Below are 18,002 nucleotides of genomic sequence, written 5' to 3'. Positions count from 1 at the left end.
TCAGCGCGCGAACGAGGCCAACGCATCGCAGATGCGATCAATATGCGCCACCTCGAGACTGGGGCTCGATGGCAACACTAAGATCGACGCGGCAAGCGCATCGCTGATCGGCAGCAGCTGCGGGCCATATAGATGAGGCATCGCACTGGCGGGATAAAATCCCGGGCGCGTCTCGATGCCAGACGCCATCATCAGATTCATCACCGCATCGCGTCCCTGCGGAAAATGTGCGTAGTTCAGCCGCACACCAACCGCCCACATCACCGGGTCGACGTCCGTCTCGATGACCTGCATCTCCACGCCAGGGAGCGCCAGAAGACGCGCACGGTACCTGCTCCAGACTTCGGCGCGCTTGGCGACTATGCGGTCAATCTGCTCGAGTTGCGCGCACCCAATCGCCGCCTGCAAGTTGGTCAGGCGAAAGTTATGACCCGCCACTTCGTGCAGGTAACGCGTCTGAGCCATGCCGTGGCTGCGATAAAGGCGCATGCGAGCGGCAAAAGCATCGTTGCTCGTGGTGACCGCGCCCCCCTCACCGGTCGTGATGGTCTTGGTAGCGTGGAAGCTATAGGTACCAATCGGCGCAATCGTGCCAGACATACGGCCGCGATATTTCGAACCAATCGACTCGGCAGCGTCTTCGATCACCAGTACGCCATGCTCTGCGCCAAGAGCAAGCAACGGCTCCAGCGCGCAGACATTTCCGTAGGTATGTACAGGCACGATTGCTTTCGTGCGCGACGTGATCAATGGCGCTACGGTCTCAGCAGAAATACACCACGTTGCCGGGTCGATATCGGCAAACACCGGGGTCGCACCCACCATACGCGCCATGTTAGCCGCAGCCATGAAAGCGAAACCCGGCACGATGACTTCATCGCCTACGCCAATGTCAGCAGCCAGATATGCAAGATGAAGCGCCGCCGTACCGTTTGCCACCGCCAGCACCTGGCGCGCATCTGCGTAACGCGCGAAGTCCCTCTCAAGCCGATCTACGTAGATACCGCCGGAAATCCAAGTCGAACGCAGGGCATCTACCGCATATTCTTCTTCACGCCCCCACAATGTGGGTTCGGCCCATGGAATCATGTTGTTTGTTTGCACAGTCATTCAACGACGGGTTTTCTGAATTCCAGGGCTACCACACCCATTCCCGGTAGGGTAGCGAGATTATCGCGGCGAGCGTAGGCCAGAACCGTGGCCAAAGGCTCGCGCCAACGGGCAAAGAAATAATTCGAGCGTTTGGCCAGCACATCGGCATCATAGGTGCCAGACACACGTTCAGCATACAGCTCGCGCGCCACGGGAGAGCCTGTAATGGCGAAGATCTCCTGCAGGCGCGATTCATCGTAGTAGCGCTGCCAGAAGACGAACCCCGCACTGTCGTGAGCAAGCAAGCCATACTCATCCACATTCGTGAATTCATCCATGGCCTGGGCAGCACAGGGCATCGATAGAAGCAGTCGACCACCAGGCGCGACGCACCCCCACATAACACGCACCGCATCAAGATCGTTGACGATGTGTTCCAGCACAGACATGCATGTGACCAACGGATAATTGCGCGCATCATCAGGCAACGCGTCAACGAGGACCTCAAGAAAGCGGCAGCGATCATTGACACCTAATCCCTGCGCCATCGCGCGGGTGCGGGCAAGATCCTTAGCATCAGGATTGACGAGGTCAGCGCATGCACCCGTATCCGCGCGCAATGCCAGTAACGTCAGCAGACGCGGCGATGAAATGTCAAGAATGCGCGACGGACGCAATGAGTATATGCGCCCCCAGAAAAATTCCATTTCGAAATGTCGCACTGAATCCAGGGGGCACACGATGCACCGGTACGCATCGGCAAAATGACCTGCAAGCAGGAGGCGCACTCCAGCGGCAAAGCATTTGCGACGAAACCGCATTCCAGGTGCACCGAGCAGGGCTGCCGCAAGCCAGTAAAACGGAAACAGCAGCAAGCCCAGCAGCAGGTACGCAGCCTGCGATATGCCCGTTGGCGACGGAGGCGACCCCGGAAAACTGAGATGCCGCTTGATTACACCATCCGCGCCGGCCGAAGTTCCCTTCAATTCGGACATAGCCGCATGTATCTCCTGAGAAAGATCAACACTTGTCGACGAGCGAAGGGACTGTAGGACGCGCCCACGGCGACACCGACGCATGCGGCCAGCATCGCAACCATGGTTTCCGCCCATGGCGGAAGGATGGCATCTCTGGTCACCCACAGCCCCAGCAATGCCGGCATGAGCACGATCGCGAGCGGCACCAGAATATCGCGCGCAAGCCAACCAATACCTGCAAACGATGCAACACGACGCCCCGTCACTATCGTACCGACAAACAGGTATACGTTGCCGAGCAGCGCCCAGGACAATGCACCACCGATTGCGCCGTAATGCCTCGCCAGCCACACGATCGTTGGCAGCGCAAGCACAAGAAGCGAAATATTGATCGCGAATGGAATACGTGGCCGACCAAAAGCAAGTTGTAGCGCATACGGGAAATTCATAACCGCATTAAGCGCCGAACCAACAACGAGCAATGCGACCAACGGCGCCACCTGCAATGCCACGTCCGGGCGTGCCGTCCAAAGAGTCACGATTGCTTCGACGTGCAGCGCCAGCGCCAGCGCCAAAGCAAACACTGCAACGGCGAATATGCGACTCGTGTCCGAATAGAAGGTTGCAAGACTGGCAATGTCGCCGCGAGCGTGCAATGTCGTGAACTTCGGAAATATGACGTTGAAGGTAGGCACCGTCAATACCGATAACCCGCTTACCAGCAGCACGGCGAGCATATAGTGCCCGAACGAACCGAGGTCAATCAGACGCGAGAGCAACACCTTGTCGAGCTGGGTGAAAACGAGAGAGGTAGTCGCAATCCCGGACATCCAAGCAGAAAAATGCCATACCCGACGCAGATCACCAAAGTCATATGGTGCATCACGTTCGCCGACGGCATTGTGCGCCAGCACTCGCAGGACGATCACCTGCAATAAGCCGAATCCCGCCTGCACGACAAAAAAAGCCCGAATACTGCGCATTCCCCATGCAAGCACCGCGATGGTGGTGATGGCCGCACAAATATTGACCGTCATGCTCGTGGCAGCGGCGCGCGCAAGTCGGTGCGCACCAATCAATGCACCTTGGTAAAGACTTATAGGCCAACGACAGGCAAGGTTAACCCCCATCAGCATAACGGCCTGGGCAACGACCGATTCCGGCAACGCCTTTGCCTGCAGCCAGTGCGCACCGATCCATGGCGCGATCAGCACGACAATAGTGGCGATCGCAACTGCGACACCGGCATATATCAGGCCCAGCGTTCGCAACAGCGATGCTGAACGCCGCTGCTGCTCAGTTTCCGCGCCGTGAGCAATTTCACGACTGACCGTCGGCGCAAGCCCCAGATCGAGTACCTGCAGCACCGCCTGCAGTGTCGTGTAGAACCCAATCAGGCCGTATGCCTCCATGCCAAGGAAGCGCAGGTAAAACGGCAACGCAATGAGGTTGATCAGCACGAGAACGACCGAATTGGCCATTGCCGCCGCTATGTTCCATGCCAAACGCATGCACGCTACTCGTTGAAATCGTCGGCACGGTAGCCGTGCCGGGTAATCAATTCATCGCGCTGCGCGGCTAGTAAATCGGTCTGCGCCATCTCGCGTACGAGCTCGTTGAAACCGACGGTCGGTGACCAGCCGAGCTTGCTCTTTGCCTTCGAGGCGTCGCCCAGCAAGGTATCCACCTCCGCCGGGCGGAAATAGCGCGGGTCGACGGCGACGATTACCCGCCCATCGTCGTCGATACCTTGCTCGTCCAAGCCGTTGCCCCGCCAAGTTAGGCGAATATCCATTTCACGTGCGACCGCATTGACGAACTCGCGGACGCTGTACTGGTGACCCGAAGCAATCACATAGTCATCCGGCTGGTCCTGCTGCAGCATCAGCCACTGCGCAACAACATAGTCACGCGCATGCCCCCAGTCCCGCTTCGCATCTAGGTTTCCCAGATACAGGCACGACTGCAATCCGAGCTTGATACGCGCGAGACCGCGAGTGATCTTGCGAGTAACGAAATTTTCTCCCCGCACCGGGGATTCGTGATTAAACAGGATACCGTTGCTCGCATGGATGCCGTGCGCGACGCGGTAGTTCACCGTAATCCAGTACGCATAGAGCTTCGCTACCGCGTAGGGAGAGCGCGGATGAAATGGCGTGCTTTCGCGCTGCGGGGTTTCCTGCACCAGTCCGTACATCTCGGAGGTCGATGCCTGATAGAAGCGGGTACGCTGACGCAGCCCTAGAATGCGAATGGCCTCCAGTAGACGCAATGTGCCAAGCGCATTGGTATCGGCAGTATATTCCGGTTGTTCGAACGACACAGCCACATGGCTTTGGGCGGCCAGGTTGTAGACCTCATCCGGCTGCACCAGCTGCATGATACGGATCATGCTGGAAGAATCCGTGACGTCACCATGATGCAAGAAAAAGCGCACCCCAGCGTCATGCGGATCGCGGTAAAGATGGTCGATACGCTTGGTATTGAAGGAGGATGCGCGCCGCTTGATCCCATGAACCTCGTACCCACGATCAAGTAGGAATTCGGCCAGATAGGCGCCATCCTGACCGGTAACACCGGTGATCAACGCACGCTTTGTTGCTGCTTCCATTGATGGATAATCTCTAATTCAGTGTGACGATCTTGGCCGCGCCATCATTACTGATTTTGCCGATAAATCAGGGATGTTATCTGCTCCGATATCAACCCGATCAGAAACACAATTACCGCAGCGCTCCACAATAGCGTGCTGCCATTGGTCAAGCGGCCATAGTGCATGAAGGTCCAGGCGTAATTGACGCAACCCAGCAAAAAGAACAGCCCGCTGGCCGGCACGAAGAGTTTGAGGGGCGAGTACAGCGTGGCGATCTTGAAAATAATAAGGAGGAAACGCACGCCGTCCTTGAGAGGCTTGATATGACTCTTACCTACTCGCTGCGCCGCCTTGATCGGCACGTAAGCCACCGGGTAGGCGCTGCGGAAGAAGGCCATGGTGCTGGTGGTGGGATAACTGAACCCATTGGGCAGCAGATAGATGAATTCGCGGAATTTGTCCGCACGCACGGCACGGAAGCCGGAGGTGAGGTCAGCGACTTGGTGCCCAGTCATGCGGGTGGCCAGCCAATTGTAGAGGGTGTTGGCGACGCCACGGCCCACTCCAGCCTGGCTGTCCCAGTCGCGCGCACCGACCACCAAGTCGTAGCCTTCATCCAGTTTGCCCAGCAGGCGCGCCACATCGGCCGGATCATGCTGGCCGTCGCCATCCATGAACACCAGCACGTCACCCTGAGCTGCGCGAGCGCCGCGCTTGATGGCTGCGCCGTTGCCCATCGAGTACGGTGACGAAAGGCAGACAACGCCAGCTTCGGCGCAAACCAGACGAGTACCGTCAGTGGAGCCGTCGTCCACTACGATGATTTCGGCATCGGGTTGCGCAATGCGCAAGCGTGGCAACAATTCGGCCAGCGCCGGGGCTTCGTTCTTGGCGGGAAGGATAATGCTGAGGCGGTTCAACGGCGGGTTCCCCTAGGTCTCCGCGGATCATAACGTGAAGCCGGCCCGGCGACTGCGCCTATCACCCCCTTGATGACCTGCGAGGCGGACTGGGGTAGATTCGGCCGCAGATCTAAAGATCCAAGGGGCGCCATTCATGTCATCTACAATGCAAACGCCACTCATGGGGCTGACCGGGCTTGCCCGGCGACTGGTGACCGAAGGCCTGCTACCAGAGGCGGATGCGCGCCGCGCGGTGCAGGAAAGCACCCAACAACGCGCCACCCTGACCTCGTGGCTGCTGGACCGAAACATGGTGGATGGCCTGCGCTTGCTGCGCCTGGCCTCGCAGGAATTCGGCATGCCGATGCTGGACGTGACGGCGATGAACCCGGCGCAGTTGCCGATCAGCCTGGTCAGCGAGGCCCTGCTGAGCAAGCACCGAGCCCTGCCTCTGTTCCAACGTGGCAAACGCCTGTTCGTCGGCATCGCCGACCCGATGCAACTGAATGCGCTGGAAGAGATCAAGTTCCACTCCGGCTGCATGGTGGAGCCGATCCTGGTCGAACGCGCCCAGCTCAATCGCGCTATCGACGTCGCGCTCAGCAGCATGCACGACGTGATGCCCGACATGGGCGGCGAAGACTTCAGCGACCTGGATACCGAAGGCGGCGACGGTGAGGAAGGCTCGACCGGCATCGACGCCAATGCCAACGACGACGCCCCAGTAGTGAAATTCATCAACAAGATACTGGTGGACGCGATTCGGCGCGGCGCTTCGGACATCCACTTCGAACCATTCGAAACCCAGTATCGCGTGCGCCTGCGCATGGACGGCATGCTCCGCGCGGTGGCCAGCCCCCCGTTGAAGATGTCCAACCGCATCGCCTCGCGCCTGAAGGTGATGGCCCAGCTCGACATTGCCGAAAAACGCGTGCCGCAGGACGGCCGCATCAAGCTCAACCTCAGCAAGAGCCGCGCGGTGGACTTCCGCGTCAGCACCTTGCCCACGCTGTTCGGCGAGAAGATCGTGCTGCGTATTCTCGACGGTGCGGCGGCGAAGATCGGCATCGAGAAGCTGGGATACGAAGCGGACCAGCAGAAACTCTTCATCGACGCCATCCACAAACCCTACGGCATGGTGCTGGTCACCGGCCCCACCGGTTCGGGCAAGACGGTGTCGCTGTACACCGGCCTGAATATGCTGAACACCGCCGAGCGCAATATCTCCACGGCCGAAGACCCGGTGGAAATCCGCGTCGAGGGCATCAACCAGGTGCAGCAGAACGTCAAGCGCGGCATGACCTTCGCCAGCGCGCTGCGCTCCTTCCTGCGCCAGGATCCGGACGTGATCATGGTGGGCGAGATCCGCGACCTGGAAACCGCCGAGATTGCGATCAAGGCCGCGCAGACTGGCCACATGGTGCTCTCCACCCTGCATACCAACGATGCGTCACAGACCATCGCGCGCCTGATGAACATGGGCATTGCGCCATACAACATTACTTCCTCTGTCACCCTCATCATCGCCCAGCGCCTGGCGCGCCGCCTGCACAGTTGCAAGCGCGAGCAGCACCTGCCGCCACAAGCCCTGCTGGCCGCCGGCTTCACCCAGAAAGAGATCGACGAAGGATTCACCCTCTACGAGGCGGTGGGCTGCGACGAGTGCAACGAGGGCTACAAGGGGCGCGTCGGCATCTATCAGGTGATGCCCATGCTGGAAGAGATCCAGAAGATCGTGCTGCAGGGCGGCAACGCGCTGCAGATCGCCGAAGTCGCCAGGGCGGCTGGCATCAACGACCTGCGCGCCTCGGCCATGCTCAAGGTAAAACAGGGCCTCACCAGCCTTACCGAGATCGATCGCGTGACCAAGGACTGACCGGGCACCGCTGTAATCACCGGATCGATTTAGCCGCGAAGCTGCGGCGGCCGCCACGGTTTTACGGTAGGAAAATGACGTAAGCTACGGTATCAGAACGGTTCCGCGGCCCAGATGGCTACCGGAACGCACCATCAGGGGGACACGCATGGCTACGGCACCCGCCACCGTAAAGAAGGACACGCGCGCGCTCGGCGCCGAGCGTTCCGCCGTCAGCAAGCTCACCACCTATGACTGGGTGGCGCTGGACAAGCGTGGCAAGGTCATGAAGGGCGAGATGCCGGCGAAGAATGCCTCGCTGGTGAAGGCCGAACTGCGCCGCCAGGGCATGAACCCGCAGAACGTGAAAGAACGCGCCAAGCCGCTGTTCGGCTCCGCGGGTAGCAAGGTGACGCCGCGCGACGTGGCGGTGTTCAGCCGCCAGATCGCCACCATGATGAAGTCGGGCGTGCCGTTGGTGCAGTCCTTCGACATCATTGCCGACGGCCAGAAAAACGTCCGCTTCAAGAACATATTGATGGACGTGAAGCAAGGCCTGGAAGGCGGCCAGTCGCTGCACGAAGCGCTGGGGCGCTATCCGGTGCAGTTCGACGAGCTCTATCGCAACCTGGTGCGTGCCGGCGAAGCGTCTGGTGTGCTGGATACGGTGCTGGACACCGTGGCCACCTACAAGGAACGCACCGAGGCGCTGAAGAAGAAGATCAAGAAAGCATTGTTCTACCCCATCATGGTGGTGGCGGTGGCCTTCCTGGTCAGCATGATCATGCTGTTGTTCGTTGTGCCCGTATTCGCGGACACCTTCAAGCAAGCAGGCGCTGCCCTGCCGGCCCCAACCCAGTTCGTGGTCGCCGCTTCGGAATTCATGAAAAGCTGGTGGTGGCTGATCCTCCTTGTCGTCATCGGGGGCGTGGTTGGCCTGGTGGAAGGCAAGCGTCGCTCAGTGAAATTTGCCCACTTTCTCGACCGTGTGACACTGAAGCTGCCGGTGTTCGGCAAGATCATGCGCGAATCGGCCATCGCCCGCTTCGCCCGCACGCTGGGCGTCACCTTTCATGCCGGTGTCCCGCTGGTAGAGGCGCTGGACTCGGTCTCCGGCGCCACCGGTAGCGTGGTCTACGGCGACGCCGTGAAGCAAATGCGTGACGACATCTCGGTGGGCCACCAGTTGCAGCTGGCGATGAAGCAGACCGGCCTGTTCCCCAACATGGTGGTGCAGATGACCGCCATCGGCGAAGAATCCGGCGCATTGGACAATATGCTGTTCAAGGTGGCCGAGTTCTTCGAGGAAGAGGTCGAGAACGCGGTCGATACCCTCTCCACCTTGCTCGAGCCGATGATCATGGTGATCCTCGGCGTGGTGGTTGGCGGCATGGTGGTGGCGCTTTACCTGCCGATCTTCAAGCTCGCCGGCACATTCTGATCGTCTTGCAGTAGGAGCGCACCCTGTGCGCGATAGCTCTAGCGCTTGATCGAAGCAGGAGCCCATCGCGCACAGAGTGCGCTCCTGCAACGACACCGTAAGCTTTGAGCGCCCTGTAGCCCTACTCCGACACGCATGCCCGATTTGCCCCTTTCCGTGTGGATCGCCCTTGCCGCCGTGCTTGGCCTGCTGGTAGGCAGTTTCCTCAACGTGGTCATCCTGCGCGTGCCCGAACGCATGGCCGCAGAATGGCGCCGCGAGGCGCGCGACATACTGGAACTGGAAGCTGCCGACGAGACCCTGCCGCCCGGCATCGTGCGCGAACCTTCGCACTGCCCGCACTGCAAGCACCCATTGTCGGCGGCGGACAACATCCCGCTGTTCGGCTGGCTGCTGCTAGGTGGACGCTGTCGCTATTGCAAGGTCAGGATCTCGATCCAGTACCCATTGGTGGAATTGCTGAGCGGCATGCTCAGTGCCGTCATGGTGTGGAAGTTCGGCCCGACCTGGCCAGCACTTGCCGGCCTGATACTCACCTGGACGCTGATCGCGCTCTCGGGCATCGATTTCCGAACCCAATTGCTGCCGGACCAACTTACCCTGCCCTTGCTGTGGCTGGGTCTGCTGCTGGCGCTGAAGGCCATGTTCATCGCCACGCCCGCCGCCATTGTTGGCGCGGCCATCGGCTACCTGAGCCTGTGGAGCGTGTACTGGCTGTTCAAGCTGCTCACCGGCAAGGAAGGCATGGGCCACGGCGACTTCAAACTGCTGGCAGCGCTGGGCGCCTGGATGGGGCCTATGGCATTGCTGCCCATCGTGCTCATCTCCTCGCTGATCGGCGCCATCGTGGGCGGCAGCCTGATCGCTTTACGCCGCCATGAAAGCGGCGTACCCATGCCTTTCGGCCCCTTCATCGCCATGGCCGGCTGGGTCTGGTTCGTAGCTGGCGACAGCCTGCTGCATATCTATCTGCGACTCACAGGCCTGCGATGAGCAGTTACATCGTCGCGCTCACCGGCGGCATCGCGGCAGGCAAAAGCGTGGTAACGCAACGCTTCATCGCACTGGGCGTACCGGTACACGACGCCGACGTGGCCGCGCGCGAAGTGGTCGCGCCGGGCAGCGAAGGCCTCGCCGCCGTGGTTGCTGCCTTCGGCGACACGGCGCTGGACGCCGAGGGCCGACTGAACCGCCCTGCCATGCGTCGCCGCGTGTTCGCCGACCCGGCGGCGCGGGAAACGCTTGAAGCCATCATCCATCCACGCGTGCGCCAATGGCTGCACGGACGGGCGCTGGCAAATACGTCGCCGTACTGCCTGCTGGCGATCCCGCTGCTGGCCGAAAACCTCGACCACTACCGCTGGATCGACCGCGTGCTGCTGGTCGATGCGCCGGTGGAATTGCAGCTGGCCCGACTGGTCGCCCGCGACGGCATCGACGAGGCTCTGGCCCGGCGCATGCTGGCGCAACAGGCCAGCCGCGAGCAGCGGCTCGTGCTGGCCCACGACGTGATCGACAACAGTGGCGACGAAAACGCGCTGGACGCGGCCGTGGCCGCACTGCACCGGCGCTACCTAGCGCTCGCCGCAGCCCGATAAGAGCGCACCCTGTACTTGATGTCCCCAGACCTCGATCAAACGCCGGAGCCGTTGCACCAAGGCTTGCTCCTACCCCAAATGCGGGTAGCCCGAGAATTCCAGCGTCGCCTTGCCGCCATTCGCGCGCAATCGCGCCGGCACGCCGAATGGCAGCGTGAACCTGTCCGGCACATGGCCGAACGGCAGACCTTCCAGCACGGGGATGCCGATGACGCGGCGGATCTGCGCCAGACCTGCAGCCAGGTCGTAGCCGTTGTCGTGAATGCCATGCCTGCATTCGGTGAAGTCGCCAAGCAACAGGGCACGCTGGCGCCCCAGCACACCGGAAAGATGCAACTGGTACAACAGCCGTTCGATGCGGAACGGCGGCTCGCCCACGTCCTCCACGAACAGGATGCCGCCGTCGATGCGCGGGAAATACGGCGTGCCAAGCAAGCTGCACAGCATGGCGAGGTTGCCGCCCCATAACGGGCCTTCGACCTCCAGTTCGCACTCGGCACTGCTGTTCCACTCGGCGCATCCCTGCGTCGAACGAATCGTGCGCCAGAAATGCGGCAAGGTCAGTTCGCTCGGAACCTCGGCGTCGAAATCGGGATCGAACATGGGCCCGCCAAAGGTGATCAGGCCGCACCTGGCATGCAGCGCCAACTGGATTGCGGTGAAGTCACTGTGTCCCACCAGCACGGTGCCGGTGCCCGCCAGGCGCTCGCGCAACGCACCGTAGTGCAGGTGTTCCAGCAGGCGCGTGGCGCCGTATCCGCCGCGGATCGCCAGCGCGATGTCGGGCAAGACATCCAGCGTGGCAAGCGCGTTGATGTCGGCGGCACGCTCGGCATCGCTGCCGGCGTAGCGTTGTTCGATGCGATCCAGCACGTCCAGACCGTCCAGCGTGCAACCGGCCTCGCGCAGGCGATCCACGCCGCGTGCCACCGCGACGCTGTCGCGCGGATAACCGGAAGGGGCAATCAATCGGACGCGGGTCGCGGGCATGGCCATGGTCAATCAGCTGGGATTCCCGGATTATGCGGGCAGGCGGCGCGCAAGATATGGCGTGCGCGTGGCACGCCGCAGGCAATCGTGCAGGAGCGCCCCGTGTACGTTTGACGGCGTTTCGTGGCTTCGACCAAACACAGGACTATCGCGCTCGCGGCACTCCTATACGTGTTCGACCACTTCAAGGCCGAAGCCGCCCAACCCCACCAGCTTGCGTGGCGTACCCAGCACGCGCAGCTTGTGCACGCCGAGGTCGGCCAGCATCTGCGCGCCCAGGCCGAGTTGGCGCCATTCCTGCTGCTGCGCGGCTTCCGGCTCCAGCGTCGTGGGCTGGCGCTTGAGCCGGGCCAACAGCGCATCCGGGGTGTCCTCGCCGGAGAGCACCAACAGCACGCCGCGCCCTTCGTCGGCGATGCGGCGCAACGCGCTGGTGACGGTGAGGCCCAGATCGTCGCGCTTGAGGTGCAGCACATCCGACAAGGTGTTGCGCACGTGCACGCGGCTGAGCACCGGCGCGCCATCGTCCACCGTACCGCGCACCAGGGCGTAGTGCAGGCCGTGGCGGATCGCGTCGCGCCAGGCGATGAGCCGGAAAGGACCGAACTCGGTGTCGACGTCCTCCTCGTGCACGCGCTGGATGGTTTTCTCGGTTTCCAACCGGTAGCGGATCAGGTCCGCGATGGTGCCGATCTTGAGGCCGTGCTTCTGCGCGAACACCTCCAGCTCCGGGCGACGCGCCATCGAACCGTCCTCGTGCAGGATCTCGATCAGCACCGAGGCCGGCTCCAATCCGGCCAGCGCGGCGAGATCACAACCCGCCTCGGTGTGGCCAGCGCGGGTCAGTACGCCACCGGGCTGCGCCGTGAGCGGAAAGATGTGCCCGGGTTGCGAGAGATCCTGCGGCTGCGCGTCGCTCTTCACCGCCACCTGGATGGTGCGCGCGCGATCGTGCGCGGAAATGCCGGTGGTGACGCCCTCGGCCGCCTCGATCGAGACGGTGAAGTTGGTGTGGTACGGCGACGTGTTGTCGCTGACCATGGGGCGCAGGCCAAGCTGCCTCGTGCGCTGCTCGGTGAGCGTGAGGCACAGCAGGCCGCGCGCCTCGCGCACCATGAAGTTGACGTCCTCTGGCCGCACCATCTGCGCAGCCATCACGATGTCGCCTTCGTTCTCGCGGTCCTCGTCGTCGAGGATCACCACCATGCGGCCGGCGCGCAGGTCGTCGAGGATTTCGGGGATGGTGTTGAAGCTCATGGGGAATCCAGATGATTCAGGAGTTTGTTTTTCAATCATGTCGGCGCGGCCGGCATCCAGTAACGACAACGCACGAGATCACGATCAGCCGGAAGCAATGCACGCCCTCGCCTGGCGACGCCTTCTTGTCACTGGATGCCGGCCTGCGCCGGCATGACAAGCTGGGGCGTCAGGCGAAGCCGTGCTGCTTGAGGAAAGCCTCGTCGAGCTTCGGCGCATCCCCGCTAGCGACCAGCCGCTCGACATAGCGCGCGATCACGTCCACTTCGATGTTCACCGCGTCGCCCGCGCGCTTCGCGTGGAAGGTTGTGCGCTCGACGGTGTGCGGGATCAGGTTGACGCCGAAGCGATTGCCGGCGACCTCGTTGACGGTAAGGCTGGTGCCGTCGATGCACACCGACCCCTTCGCGGCGATGTAGCGCGCCAGGCTGGCCGGCACTTCGAAGGTCCAGCGCTGCGAACGGCCATCGGGCGTCACCGACACCACCTTGCCGAGGCCGTCGACGTGGCCCGAGACGAGATGGCCACCCAGGCGATCGGCAAGGCGCAGCGCCTTCTCCAGGTTCACCGGATCGCCCGCTTTGAGCCCGCCCAGCGTGGTTAGCGACAGTGTTTCATTCGAAACGTCGGCGGCGAAACCGCGCGCTTCCAGCGCCACCGCGGTGAGGCACACGCCTGAAACGGCGATGGAATCGCCCAGCTGCACATCGGCAAGGTCGAGGTTGGCGGTATCGACGTGCAGACGCAGGTCGCCGCCGCGCGGTTCGAGCCGCGCGATGCGGCCCACGGTCTGGATGATGCCGGTGAACATCAGCACAGCCTCCCGGGGAAGGCCGCCACGGCATGGGGCACAAACAGGATCATGAAACGTTCTCCATGGAAACGAGCGAGAACGCCCCAAGGCATGAGGCCGCCGCACGGCAAGGCCGCGCGTCGAACCGTCTTCTTTCATCCGGACTGTGCGCCGCCCCGGTGAACCGGGATGGCCTGACCGTCGGCTCCGGCGTCGGACCGGATCTGCTGACCCTTCGTCTTGCGGCGAAGGCGCTCGCGGGCTCGTGTCCGCGGGGACACCTACCGCCGGTGGGGAATTTCACCCCGCCCTGAAGACGTTGAACATAACGCCGGCCTCAAGGGCCGACAGCGAAAGTCTAGCATCAATGCCCCTGGCAGCCCCGATCGGGGGCATGACACAGCGTTTCCGCTGGCGCACGACACCAGGATCAACCCGCCGGAGGCGGCGCAAACTCCAGCACCGTGATCTCGCGGCCCAACGCCGTTGTTTGCTGCGGATGACCGAGTGCCGCGAGCTTCGCCTCGAAACCCGCAAGACTTTCGCGCTGTCCCAGCGCCGAGCGCCCGTTCACCGCCCATACCCGGCTGCCCTGCCTCCAGCGCGCCACAGCCAGATCCAGCCGGCCGGTCACCAGGGCCTTGCTGGCCAAAGGCGGCTGGCTGCGTGGCTGCAGGGTCGACAGCATCGCGGGGGCATTCGGATCGTCCACGTAGATCGTGTCGCCGGGCCGAGCGACTGTCGCCAGCATGGCAGCGGTGCGATCCCAGCGCGGCTTGGCTTCGACGCGATACACCGGCCACAGATTGAGCAGGCACAGCAAGGGCAACGCTACCGCGATGATCGGCCGCCACCGCTGCGGCAGCGCGGCAGCGCCCACACCGGCCAGCACGAAGAACGCCAACGCGCTCCACAGCAGGTAACGCGGCACCAGCATCGGCTTGACCAGCGACACCGCCAGCAGCAACAGGGGAAGCACGGCGAAGGCCAGGCCCAGCACGCGTCCTTCCATGCGCCCGCGCAGACGGAACAGCCCCAGCCCGCAGAGCACCACCACGCAAGGCGAGAGCACGGCCGCCCCTGCCGGCATCAGGCCGAACTGCACCACCTCGGCCGGGCGCATCAGGTAGATGCTGCCGGCCGCCACCCACAGCCCGCGCCAGCTCAGCGCGGGTACCCAGTCGAAGACATCAAGCATGCGCGCGTTGCTGGCAACGCATATCGCGACGTAGAACGGCAGGCAACACGCCAGCACCAACGCCTGTATCCACAACCAGTTACGCAGAAATCCATGCGCCAGGGCCGGTGGATGCGTCACGCGCAGGTGCCGCCAGATGCAGAACAGCGCGCCGTTGGAGGCCAGCAGCCAGGGCATCGCATCGCCCAGCAGGTCCAGCGCACCGAGGGTTCCGGCAAACCAGGCCACCCACCCCAGCCACAGGTTGTCCGGGCGACGCCAGCCCAGGGCGGCGCGTACCGGCTGCTGCGCCAGACCTATCAGGCCCCACAGCGCGATCGCGACCAGCAACAACAGCAGCGCGTACGAACGCGCTTCCTGGCCGTACTGCACCTGGGTCGGCGCGAGCGCCATCAACAGCGCGGCCATGCAACCTGCAAAACGCCCGGCGACCCGTCGCCCGATCGCGAACACCACGCCGACCGACAGCGCGCCGAACAGCGCCGAGGGCAGGCGCAACGCGGCGAAGTCCGGCTGCGCCGGCATCAGTGAGCGCAGCAGCAGGAAATAATTGGGCATGTGCCGGTTGGCGAAGCTGTCGGCGATCAGCGTCGCGGTGTCCAGGCGGATGCGTTGGTAGGTGAAAACCTCGTCCAGCCAGAACGGCTGGTGGCCCAGGCGGATGCAGCGAGCGGCCAAGGCCAGCAGCGACAGCAGCACCAGCCACGTCCAGTCGCCGCGGGACCAGCTGGCGCCGACCATGGGGCGAGGCTCCCGCATGAACGACGGCGAGGCGGGGCGCAAGACGGTATCGGCGTACATCGACGGCATGGCGGACGGCAAGATCGGCAGGATTCCCCAGCCATCCAACGCCACCAATGTTTCAGCGTTGTCTCCGTTGTCGTGGACGTTGGTCGCCGTTCAGTCCGGCGAGACCGCCCATGGGCGTGCTGGCTGTGGCCGCAGGCGCAGCCGCCAGTCCACGCCAACCTGGCGTTGCTCGACCACGGCAAGCCGCCAGCGTTCGGCCATCGACGCCAGCGGCGGCAGCTCCAGCAGCGGGCATGCCAGGTCACCCAACAGGACCGGGGCGACGTACAACAGCAGTTCGTCGACCAAGCCCGCAACCAGCAGAGCGCCGCCGAGCCGGGAGCCCGCTTCCACGTGAAGTTCGTTGACTTCGAGGCGTGCCAGCAGCGCCAGCACGGCGTTCAGATCGAGCCGCCCGTTTCCGTCCAGCAGCACGCCTGCATGGCGCACGGACGCCGGCGCAACGGTTGGCGGCGCCCGTTGCGCATCGTGGATGCACAGGGTGGGCGCGGTGGCATCCATCACGTGAAAGTGCGCCGGCACGCGCAGGTCGCGGTCCAGCACCACCCGCAACGGCGTCGCGAAGGCTTCGGCCACCGGCAGGCGCACAGTGAGATGGGGATCGTCGGCCAGCACCGTGCCGCTGCCGGTGAGAATGGCGCTTGAGCGCGCACGCCAGCGGTGCCCGTCGGCGCGGGCGGCTTCGCCTGTGATCCACTTCGACTCCCCATTGGCCAATGCGGTACGGCCGTCCAGGCTCATCGCCAGCTTCAGCCGCACGAAAGGGCGACCGCGCTCGAGGCGGCTGAAGAAGCCGACGTTGAGTTCTCTCGCTTCGTCACGCAGCAGACCGGCGTCCACGGTCATGCCGGCGGCGCGCAGCTTTGCGATGCCACGACCGGCCACCTGCGGGAAGGGATCCTCCGCCGCGACCACCACGCGCGCCACACCGGCGGCGACCAGTGCATCCGCGCAGGGTGGCGTGCGGCCGTGATGGGCACAGGGTTCCAGCGTCACATAAGCGGTGGCTCCGCGTACGCGTTCACCCGCCTCGCGCAGTGCATGCACCTCGGCATGCGGTTCGCCCGCGCGCCGGTGCCATCCACTGCCGACCACCTCGTCGCCGTGCGCGATCACGCAACCCACGCGCGGGTTGGGTTGCGTGGTGTACAGGCCGCGCTCGGCAAGGCGCAGTGCGTGCGCCATGTGCTGGTGATCGAGGGCGGTGAAGGCTTGGCTCATGCTGATCCTCCTCGCCGGGGAGAGCGGCAAGGTGACTAACCTTTGCGGGAGCGGCGCGGCTCCGCACCTTCGCCGCTGCCCAGCAGCGACAACTGCAGCTTTTCCAGCTCGGGCAAGTCGTGCTCCAGCCGTGCGATTTCTTCGAGGAAAGCCTGCACGTCCTCGAACTTGCGGTAGACCGAGGCGAAGCGCACGTAAGCTACCTGGTCGAGCTTCTTCAGCTCGCGCATCACCAGCTCGCCGACCTGGCGCGAAGGCACCTCGCGCTCACCGCTGCGGCGCAGGTCGTTGATGATCTCGCGCACCGCGCTGTCCACGTTGTGGCTGGCCACCGGGCGCTTCTGCAGCGCCCGTTCGAAGCTCACCCTGAGCTTGCGCTCGTCGAAGGCCTCGCGTCGCTCGCCGCTCTTCACGATGGCAGGCAGCTTGAGCTCGGCCGTCTCGAAAGTGTTGAAGCGTTCGCCGCACTGCGGACACTCGCGACGACGGCGTACGGTGGAGCCATCGTCGGTGAGGCGCGAGTCGATCACGCGGGTGTCTTCGTGCTGGCAGAAGGGGCAATGCATGTCAGCGAGTGTCGATCATTGCCTGCACGAATGCACGCACCGGCGGTGGCAGCCGATCTTGCAATGCACCACGCTCATGCTGAAACAGCGTGACGACGAAAAACGGATGGCGGTCCAACTCCAGGCCACGCACGTCACCGACGCGATCCACCGCGTTGATGCGCAGCGGGCCATCGGCGAGCGCTGTGCGGAATTCCGGGTTCAATCCGTAGTTGCAGTGGTAACCCTCGGCGGCCTCGGTGACGCCATAGGCTTTCGCCAACCGGGAGCCCTCGACCAGTCGCAGGGCATCGGTCACCTCGACCAACGGACACGAGAGCGGCACGATGACCTGGCGCTGCGCATCGGGCGCGGTTTCAGCATGCTCTGCGTCGCGCCATCCCAGCACATTGCGCGCGTATTCGATCACCGCATGCTGGAAGCCGCCGCACGTGCCCAGGAAGGGCACGTGCCGCTCACGCGCAACGCGAATGGCTGCAAGCGCACCATCCATGTCGCGATAAGGGCTGGCCGGTACGCACCAGAGTCCGTCGAACTCGGCCAGTGCAGCCCCATCGCCGATCGTATCGGTCGGCAGCCAAACCGGCTCGACCGTCATCTCGCAAGCCTCGGCCGCCTTCTGCAGCGCCAGTGGGATGGCGCGATGGGCGATCACCCCGTCGTTGCGATCGCCGATCAGTCCTACCTGCAGGGCTGGCATGCCGGATCG

The 18,002-nt window shown here is 63.4% G+C and carries 16 protein-coding genes and 1 riboswitch; of the genes, 4 read left to right on the top strand and 12 right to left on the bottom strand.

What is annotated here, in order from left to right; all coding sequences use genetic code 11:
- From ISP25_RS18325 to ISP25_RS18305, 5 genes are read right to left on the bottom strand one after another with little or no spacing between them, the layout of a single operon-like run.
- Window positions 1-1,110 (bottom strand): DegT/DnrJ/EryC1/StrS family aminotransferase, encoded by a 1,110-nt coding sequence (locus ISP25_RS18325; RefSeq protein WP_404615888.1) that lies wholly within the window; start codon window positions 1,108-1,110, stop codon window positions 1-3.
- Window positions 1,107-2,087 (bottom strand): class I SAM-dependent methyltransferase, encoded by a 981-nt coding sequence (locus tag ISP25_RS18320; protein ID WP_404615887.1) that lies wholly within the window; start codon window positions 2,085-2,087, stop codon window positions 1,107-1,109. The genes ISP25_RS18325 and ISP25_RS18320 overlap by 4 nt, the downstream gene beginning before the upstream one ends.
- Entirely contained in the window at window positions 2,075-3,580 is a 1,506-nt protein-coding gene (locus tag ISP25_RS18315) for a lipopolysaccharide biosynthesis protein (protein WP_404615886.1), read from the bottom strand. Before ISP25_RS18315 ends, ISP25_RS18320 begins: the two co-directional genes overlap by 13 nt.
- Window positions 3,581-3,585: 5 nt before the next feature.
- A complete protein-coding gene (gene gmd / locus ISP25_RS18310; RefSeq protein ID WP_404615885.1) occupies window positions 3,586-4,680 on the bottom strand; it encodes a GDP-mannose 4,6-dehydratase in 1,095 nt (364 codons plus the stop codon).
- A 47-nt stretch (window positions 4,681-4,727) separates the two neighbouring features.
- Window positions 4,728-5,582, bottom strand: coding sequence for a glycosyltransferase family 2 protein (locus ISP25_RS18305; protein ID WP_404615884.1), 855 nt, complete (start codon window positions 5,580-5,582; stop codon window positions 4,728-4,730).
- A 136-nt stretch (window positions 5,583-5,718) separates the two neighbouring features.
- Between ISP25_RS18305 and pilB the strand changes: the two genes are divergently transcribed.
- The 4 genes from pilB (at window position 5,719) to coaE (ending at window position 10,458) form a co-directional block, all read left to right on the top strand.
- Window positions 5,719-7,440, top strand: coding sequence for a type IV-A pilus assembly ATPase PilB (pilB, locus tag ISP25_RS18300; protein ID WP_404615883.1), 1,722 nt, complete (start codon window positions 5,719-5,721; stop codon window positions 7,438-7,440).
- 148 nt (window positions 7,441-7,588) lie between these two features.
- Window positions 7,589-8,860 carry a type II secretion system F family protein gene (locus ISP25_RS18295; RefSeq protein WP_404615882.1) on the top strand — a complete coding sequence of 424 codons (1,272 nt, stop codon included), beginning with the start codon at window positions 7,589-7,591 and terminating at the stop codon, window positions 8,858-8,860.
- A 135-nt stretch (window positions 8,861-8,995) separates the two neighbouring features.
- Entirely contained in the window at window positions 8,996-9,853 is an 858-nt protein-coding gene (locus tag ISP25_RS18290) for a prepilin peptidase (RefSeq protein ID WP_404615881.1), read from the top strand.
- Window positions 9,850-10,458 (top strand): dephospho-CoA kinase, encoded by a 609-nt coding sequence (coaE, locus tag ISP25_RS18285; protein ID WP_404615880.1) that lies wholly within the window; start codon window positions 9,850-9,852, stop codon window positions 10,456-10,458. The genes ISP25_RS18290 and coaE overlap by 4 nt, the downstream gene beginning before the upstream one ends.
- A 69-nt stretch (window positions 10,459-10,527) precedes the next feature.
- Here coaE and ldcA read toward each other — a convergent pair whose 3' ends face one another.
- The 7 genes from ldcA to ISP25_RS18250 form a co-directional block, all read right to left on the bottom strand.
- A complete protein-coding gene (gene ldcA / locus ISP25_RS18280) occupies window positions 10,528-11,448 on the bottom strand; it encodes a muramoyltetrapeptide carboxypeptidase (RefSeq protein WP_404616344.1) in 921 nt (306 codons plus the stop codon).
- Between the two features lie 165 nt (window positions 11,449-11,613).
- Entirely contained in the window at window positions 11,614-12,705 is a 1,092-nt protein-coding gene (gene ribB / locus ISP25_RS18275; protein WP_404615879.1) for a 3,4-dihydroxy-2-butanone-4-phosphate synthase, read from the bottom strand.
- 169 nt (window positions 12,706-12,874) lie between these two features.
- Window positions 12,875-13,516 carry a riboflavin synthase gene (locus tag ISP25_RS18270; protein ID WP_404615878.1) on the bottom strand — a complete coding sequence of 214 codons (642 nt, stop codon included), beginning with the start codon at window positions 13,514-13,516 and terminating at the stop codon, window positions 12,875-12,877.
- 125 nt (window positions 13,517-13,641) lie between these two features.
- A riboswitch (FMN riboswitch) is annotated at window positions 13,642-13,820 on the bottom strand.
- Between the two features lie 108 nt (window positions 13,821-13,928).
- Complete coding sequence (locus ISP25_RS18265) at window positions 13,929-15,437, bottom strand: glycosyltransferase family 39 protein (RefSeq protein ID WP_404615877.1); 1,509 nt, start codon at window positions 15,435-15,437, stop codon at window positions 13,929-13,931.
- A 159-nt stretch (window positions 15,438-15,596) separates the two neighbouring features.
- Window positions 15,597-16,727 carry a bifunctional diaminohydroxyphosphoribosylaminopyrimidine deaminase/5-amino-6-(5-phosphoribosylamino)uracil reductase RibD gene (gene ribD, locus ISP25_RS18260; protein ID WP_404615876.1) on the bottom strand — a complete coding sequence of 377 codons (1,131 nt, stop codon included), beginning with the start codon at window positions 16,725-16,727 and terminating at the stop codon, window positions 15,597-15,599.
- Window positions 16,728-16,762: 35 nt separating this feature from the next.
- The gene (gene nrdR / locus ISP25_RS18255; RefSeq protein WP_192156870.1) at window positions 16,763-17,293 is read right to left on the bottom strand and encodes a transcriptional regulator NrdR; all 531 of its coding nucleotides are present in this window, start codon (window positions 17,291-17,293) and stop codon (window positions 16,763-16,765) included.
- A gap of 1 nt (window position 17,294) precedes the next feature.
- Window positions 17,295-17,993: a CTP synthase C-terminal region-related (seleno)protein gene (locus tag ISP25_RS18250; protein ID WP_404615875.1), complete on the bottom strand. Its 699-nt coding sequence runs from the start codon at window positions 17,991-17,993 to the stop codon at window positions 17,295-17,297.
- Window positions 17,994-18,002: the final 9 nt, after the last annotated feature.

Source organism: Rhodanobacter hydrolyticus (assembly GCF_044904645.1).
This window is presented reverse-complemented; position numbering and strand designations above follow the sequence as displayed.

What these genes read in the sequence shown, in the direction of transcription:
- ISP25_RS18250 (WP_404615875.1), bottom strand. Translation starts at nt 17,993, where the DNA reads ATGCCAGCCCTGCAGGTAGGACTGATCGGCGATCGCAACGACGGGGTG.
- ISP25_RS18325 (WP_404615888.1), bottom strand. Translation starts at nt 1,110, where the DNA reads ATGACTGTGCAAACAAACAACATGATTCCATGGGCCGAACCCACATTG.
- ISP25_RS18265 (WP_404615877.1), bottom strand. Translation starts at nt 15,437, where the DNA reads ATGGTCGGCGCCAGCTGGTCCCGCGGCGACTGGACGTGGCTGGTGCTG.
- ribB (WP_404615879.1), bottom strand. Translation starts at nt 12,705, where the DNA reads ATGAGCTTCAACACCATCCCCGAAATCCTCGACGACCTGCGCGCCGGC.
- ISP25_RS18290 (WP_404615881.1), top strand. Translation starts at nt 8,996, where the DNA reads ATGCCCGATTTGCCCCTTTCCGTGTGGATCGCCCTTGCCGCCGTGCTT.
- nrdR (WP_192156870.1), bottom strand. Translation starts at nt 17,293, where the DNA reads ATGCATTGCCCCTTCTGCCAGCACGAAGACACCCGCGTGATCGACTCG.
- ISP25_RS18295 (WP_404615882.1), top strand. Translation starts at nt 7,589, where the DNA reads ATGGCTACGGCACCCGCCACCGTAAAGAAGGACACGCGCGCGCTCGGC.
- ISP25_RS18315 (WP_404615886.1), bottom strand. Translation starts at nt 3,580, where the DNA reads ATGCGTTTGGCATGGAACATAGCGGCGGCAATGGCCAATTCGGTCGTT.
- ldcA (WP_404616344.1), bottom strand. Translation starts at nt 11,448, where the DNA reads ATGCCCGCGACCCGCGTCCGATTGATTGCCCCTTCCGGTTATCCGCGC.
- ISP25_RS18270 (WP_404615878.1), bottom strand. Translation starts at nt 13,516, where the DNA reads ATGTTCACCGGCATCATCCAGACCGTGGGCCGCATCGCGCGGCTCGAA.
- coaE (WP_404615880.1), top strand. Translation starts at nt 9,850, where the DNA reads ATGAGCAGTTACATCGTCGCGCTCACCGGCGGCATCGCGGCAGGCAAA.
- ribD (WP_404615876.1), bottom strand. Translation starts at nt 16,727, where the DNA reads ATGAGCCAAGCCTTCACCGCCCTCGATCACCAGCACATGGCGCACGCA.
- ISP25_RS18320 (WP_404615887.1), bottom strand. Translation starts at nt 2,087, where the DNA reads ATGTCCGAATTGAAGGGAACTTCGGCCGGCGCGGATGGTGTAATCAAG.
- pilB (WP_404615883.1), top strand. Translation starts at nt 5,719, where the DNA reads ATGTCATCTACAATGCAAACGCCACTCATGGGGCTGACCGGGCTTGCC.
- gmd (WP_404615885.1), bottom strand. Translation starts at nt 4,680, where the DNA reads ATGGAAGCAGCAACAAAGCGTGCGTTGATCACCGGTGTTACCGGTCAG.